The organism is Allochromatium warmingii, assembly GCF_900107145.1.
GTDB lineage: Bacteria > Pseudomonadota > Gammaproteobacteria > Chromatiales > Chromatiaceae > Thermochromatium > Thermochromatium warmingii.
Genome location: NZ_FNOW01000072.1, coordinates 1 through 4,583 on the forward strand (window position 1 = coordinate 1; position 4,583 = coordinate 4,583).

At 43.4% G+C, this 4,583-nt stretch carries 3 protein-coding genes and 2 pseudogenes; 2 read left to right on the forward strand and 3 right to left on the reverse strand.

The genetic code is table 11. The annotated features are described in order from the left end of the window. A partial coding sequence (locus BLW10_RS13305) for a transposase family protein (RefSeq protein ID WP_143117092.1) occupies positions 1-221 on the reverse strand: 221 nt, incomplete at its 3' end. A gap of 296 nt (positions 222-517) precedes the next feature. Here BLW10_RS13305 and BLW10_RS13310 point away from each other — a divergent pair. After that, positions 518-1,528, forward strand: a complete 1,011-nt coding sequence (locus tag BLW10_RS13310; RefSeq protein ID WP_177169075.1) for a MamI family restriction endonuclease — start codon at positions 518-520, stop codon at positions 1,526-1,528. A 263-nt stretch (positions 1,529-1,791) separates the two neighbouring features. Here BLW10_RS13310 and BLW10_RS13315 read toward each other — a convergent pair whose 3' ends face one another. Then, complete coding sequence (locus BLW10_RS13315; RefSeq protein ID WP_218139739.1) at positions 1,792-3,621, reverse strand: N-6 DNA methylase; 1,830 nt, start codon at positions 3,619-3,621, stop codon at positions 1,792-1,794. Positions 3,622-3,798: 177 nt separating this feature from the next. Here BLW10_RS13315 and BLW10_RS14355 point away from each other — a divergent pair. Continuing rightward, positions 3,799-4,281 (forward strand): annotated as a pseudogene (locus BLW10_RS14355) (transposase); the annotation flags it as partial. 212 nt (positions 4,282-4,493) lie between these two features. Here the strand turns inward: BLW10_RS14355 and BLW10_RS13890 are convergent. Then, positions 4,494-4,583, reverse strand: a pseudogene (locus tag BLW10_RS13890) (IS5/IS1182 family transposase); the annotation flags it as partial.

Genomic DNA, 4,583 nt, shown 5'->3' on the forward strand with positions numbered 1-4,583 from the left:
TGCGCGGGAATTCCGTTGGCAAGCGTCAGAAAGGTGCGCAACCACGCTTCCTTCTCCTTGCCAAAGGTTTCCATGCCCACCCAGTCCTCGATGCCACTGAGGACGGCACACAGCACAATCATCAGACTGTCGTGCAGGGAGTGCAACTTGTTACGCGTTTCGCGACGTGGATCGGCAAGATCAGCAAAGTACGGACGGGGATCTAACAATTTCGGCGACATCGGCGGCTCAGGCGTCGAGACAAAAGGCACTTGGCTACCTACTCAACCGATGATTGTCAATACCCGGATAGCGCGATCGCCCTGCCTTGGTGGCGTTTTCGGTTGCTTGATATTTCGGTATGTGGTATGACTCGATATTCACAGACAGAGCGTGTGGAGTCAGTCCGGCGTCTTTTGGACGGTTTCGCCTAGCCTTGCAAGCTAGGCAGAATCTGTTCAGCACGCTAGAACTAAATTCTGTCTATTTAACTGTTAGCAAGCAGATCATAAACAAAACCTTATTTGGGGATTGCACTTTGAAGCCAAAGATTGAATTTATAAAAATTAAAGATAATGAAAAGCTCATTAAGCTTTTGCTGGAAGACCTTGTTCTTGCTCCAAGGGTGAAAGCTCTTGATTGGTCGAAGATCACCAAACAAACGCCAAACATGAAGGTTGGATATCCTGGACAGCATCTAGCCTCACTTATAACCGGCGTCCAGGGAGCAAGAACTGGAGCAAGAGGTGATGATTTAGAAGATGGCTCAGAGGTTAAGTCCTGTAGTCGTGTAGATCAATTAGATAGCTGCAAAGACTGCGAAAACAAGGTTTTAAGAATCGAAACTATTTGTCCTCATTGCGGCTCGGAAAATCTTAAACGCATGGATGACAGCAAGTGGTTGTTTTCTGTTAAATCAGAGGATGAGCTAAAGCTTCTCACAAAGACACTAGATAGAATATTTTTAACGATTGCTGATTACCCACTGTTTTCAAAAAACCAGTTTGATACTATACGTTTTCAGGCATTTGAGATATGGAACAATTGTGAGCGGCATAAAAATTTTGAAATAATAATGAGAAATTATTTCTATAAAATATTTTTAGAGCATATAAAAATAAATCCAAGGAAGACGCCAGCACCTAAAAACTTTTGGCCATTTAGCTATCAATTTTATCTCTGCAATCCTGTGAAAGTTTTTCAAGCAACTGTTACCAATGCCAATACAAAACCATCAATTAAAATCGACTTGCTTGTTGCGCCAGAAACCGATAGAGAGATATTAACACCTGAGCTAATGCCAATTTCCTTGCTGGGAAAGGATGAGCTTAATATTCTTGCGAATGATGCGAATTTTTACATAATTGAAAGTCTGCTTAAAAATGAAAAATGTTTCAATGACTTCAAAGAAATAGTATTCAAAAAAAACATAAACAAGAAATTACTTGCGGAAATTTTGCCATATTTGGATCACCGCGCAAGAGATCTTCTGCCGCTTAGAGATACTGATAAAATTTCAGAATCAAAAGCGAAGTATCAGAGAAGATAAGCTGGAGTGTTCTCGTCGCTCAGGACCGTAGTGAGACTCCAAGTATCGAATCAAAAACAAGTAAAACTTCTGGATAAATCACCGCTTGGCTGCAACTCGCTCAGTAGTCCAGGCAAGATGTACTGCTTAATTTTGATCGAATACCCTGAGGGGGCGTTGGCCCCTACACGCCGCAGCGTTAGGGCCCGCGCCTACCCTTAACAAGGCGTAGATGCCTCGCGCTTCAATGGCCGGCAGCGATAGTGCGGGGAGAGTCCGCAACATCAACTGTTTAGTAGTCTTGATTGCTCTGATGCTAAAAAATTCATTTCTTTACTAAGATCGGCCTGTCTTTCCAGTATCTTTTCGACTTTCTTGAATTTGCTGTTTCTGGCAAAAACTTCATCAGGAACGACTAACTGACCCAAATCCGATGCGTGCAGATGAGCGGTCTGTCCTCGAACCATGTTTTGAATCTGAGAAATTGCTTCATTTGATCTAAGGAACGCAAGAAGCAAAAAAGGAGAGATTAATTCTTGCTTTACTCTTATGAGCATTATTTCTCCCACAAAAGATATGTTTTTCGATTCAATAAACTCAGGAACTTCCGTGAAAATGTCTGATTTTTTTGCAATATAAACAGGACTGTGTGCGGATGAAGTGAGTAGTATGTCGCCATGCTGAAGCACAAGAGGTTTTTTGGATTTCAGTCGTTTATTAATTTCTTCGTCATTTATGTAGTTTCTATCCCTCGCCTCCCAATTAATCCCTGTTCCAGAGAGGTTTCCAACTTTAATTAGAAAGTTGCCTTGTTCGGCATAGTCTCGTCTGGCTGGAGTTTTTCCAGTTCCAATAAACTCGCAAAGTTCAGATAACTGCTTTCCATTTTTGCTGTTCTTCGCAATAAAAATATTTTCTAGCATTGAAAAACTTTCTGCTTTCTCAGGCACATCTATAATGGAAACAAATTCGTAATCATTGTTTGTTGCTAAGGCCTTTTTCATGAATTCAGGGAAGCTATCTAGCTGACTTCCGTCTTTGAATCTACCGGTTGAGTCAAAGCCTACATTTTTGATATTTGCCAGCGCTAGCTTTGTTTTGTCAGATTTTTCTTTTGCGTTTATGTATTTTTTTGCAAACAATACAACTGTAGTTGTCTGAGTTCCTGTGCTAGCAAAGGTTTCCGGAGGCAGGTTCATTACACCAAAAATGTAACCATAACTACCAAGTTGATGCCGAGCATTTGATAAGCCTCCATTAGTTGCAATGCTTTTGGGTATTACAATTGCCAGCGTTCCGCCTGGCTTTAGATTTTGAAAGCATTTTTCAATGAAAACAATTTCGCTGCTTTGCTTTTTTAATGTATAACCATTTTTGTCTTTGCATGTAAGAAATTGACTAAATTCATAGTCCCGTTCATCTATGGATACCCCAAAAGGCGGATTTGTAAATATAAAATCAAATTCTTTTTTAAATGGGCTCTCTTTTAGTGAGTCAATTAACTTTTTTTCAAATCTAACTTTCGAGTAATGCCCGATGTTAAGATCTGCTAGCAGAAGCATTCTTGGGCTTTTATCAATCCCGTAAACTGTTATATCTTTATTTTCATTGGTTTGCTTAAGATATTCAATAAGAAATGTTCCAGATCCGCAGGCCGGATCAAGAACATCGTCTCCTGCTTTTGGTGAAGCAAACTTGATTATTGAAGTTACAACTTCATCTGGAGTCAGAAAAATACCAAGGCCCTTGCGAATTTCGGGTGTAAGGAATTGCTTTAAAGCATGACTTCTTACGTCATACCCAATCTGCGAAAACTGAATAGGAAATAGCAAGTTATGAATATCGGCGAGGCATTCGGCGCTTAGGTAAAACTTTTTATCCCGCCATATCTCTGAAGACCATGAATTTGCCTTGCCAAGATATGAGGCAAACATTTTTCTCACCTTTTCAGGAGAAAGAGATATTTCTGGAGAATTTTCAAATTCATAATTTTGTTTAAAAAACATGTACTTTAGTAGCTCATCGAATGCCTCTTGCGGCTGAAGGCCATCTATATTTCGCATTATGTTATGAGCTTCTTTATACAGTGCAGACAGTTGTCTAGCGGTAATCATTAGTATTCCCCTTGAATTATGCAAGTAGCGCAATTATGAAATATTTCCATGTAATGTCAAGGAAATATTTCTTTTGACAGATGCCAAGGCGCTGCACTCGGACAAATTTTCCGCTACGCTCCACACGGTCTCCGCTGCGCTCCGCTAGTGAACGTTTTGTTATTGAAGCTTTACCAGATGACAGGTGTAGCGGTTTGGCTAAGTTGGTCGACCCCGCATAGATTTTGGAATAAATGTACCCATGCCGTTTGCCCCCCTGCATCTGGGACCGGGAATCGCTCTCAAGGCCGGACTCGGCGAGCGATTCAGTCTGCTGGCCTTCGGTCTGGCTCAAGTGGCTATGCGCATCACATCGTCCAACGCGGTCATAACCGTGCGGCGTGCTTCTTTGGTGAGGAAGACTATCAGACCTACCGTCACTGGCTCGGCGAGGCGCTGGCAAACACAGGCGCGGCGCTCCATGCCTATGTCTTGATGACGAATCATGTTCATCTGCTGGTCACGCCCAAGGCGGCGGAAGACATTCCCCAGCTGGTGATAACCATCGGGCGGCGCTATGTCCAGACCATCAACAAGACCTATCGGCGTACCGGCACCCTGTGGGACAGCCGCTACAAATCCTCGCTGATCCAGACCGACACCTACCTGCTGCGCTACCAGCGTTACATTGAGCTGAATCCGGTGCGGGCTGACATGGTTCGTCATCCTGGAGAGTATGCTTGGAGCAGCTACCGGGCGAACGGTCTGGGTGCAAACGATCCGTTGCTTTCGCCCCATACCTTGTATCTGGAGCTGGGCGCATCACCAGATTCTCAACAAGCGGCGTATCGTGAACTGTTTCGCACCGGGCTGGATGAAGCGGCACTTAGAGCCTATCCCAAAAGGCCGGTAGCCCGCCAAGTGATGATCCCGAGCGCCAGATGGATCATGGCCAAGTAGGTGTCATCGCGCTTCTCCCAGCG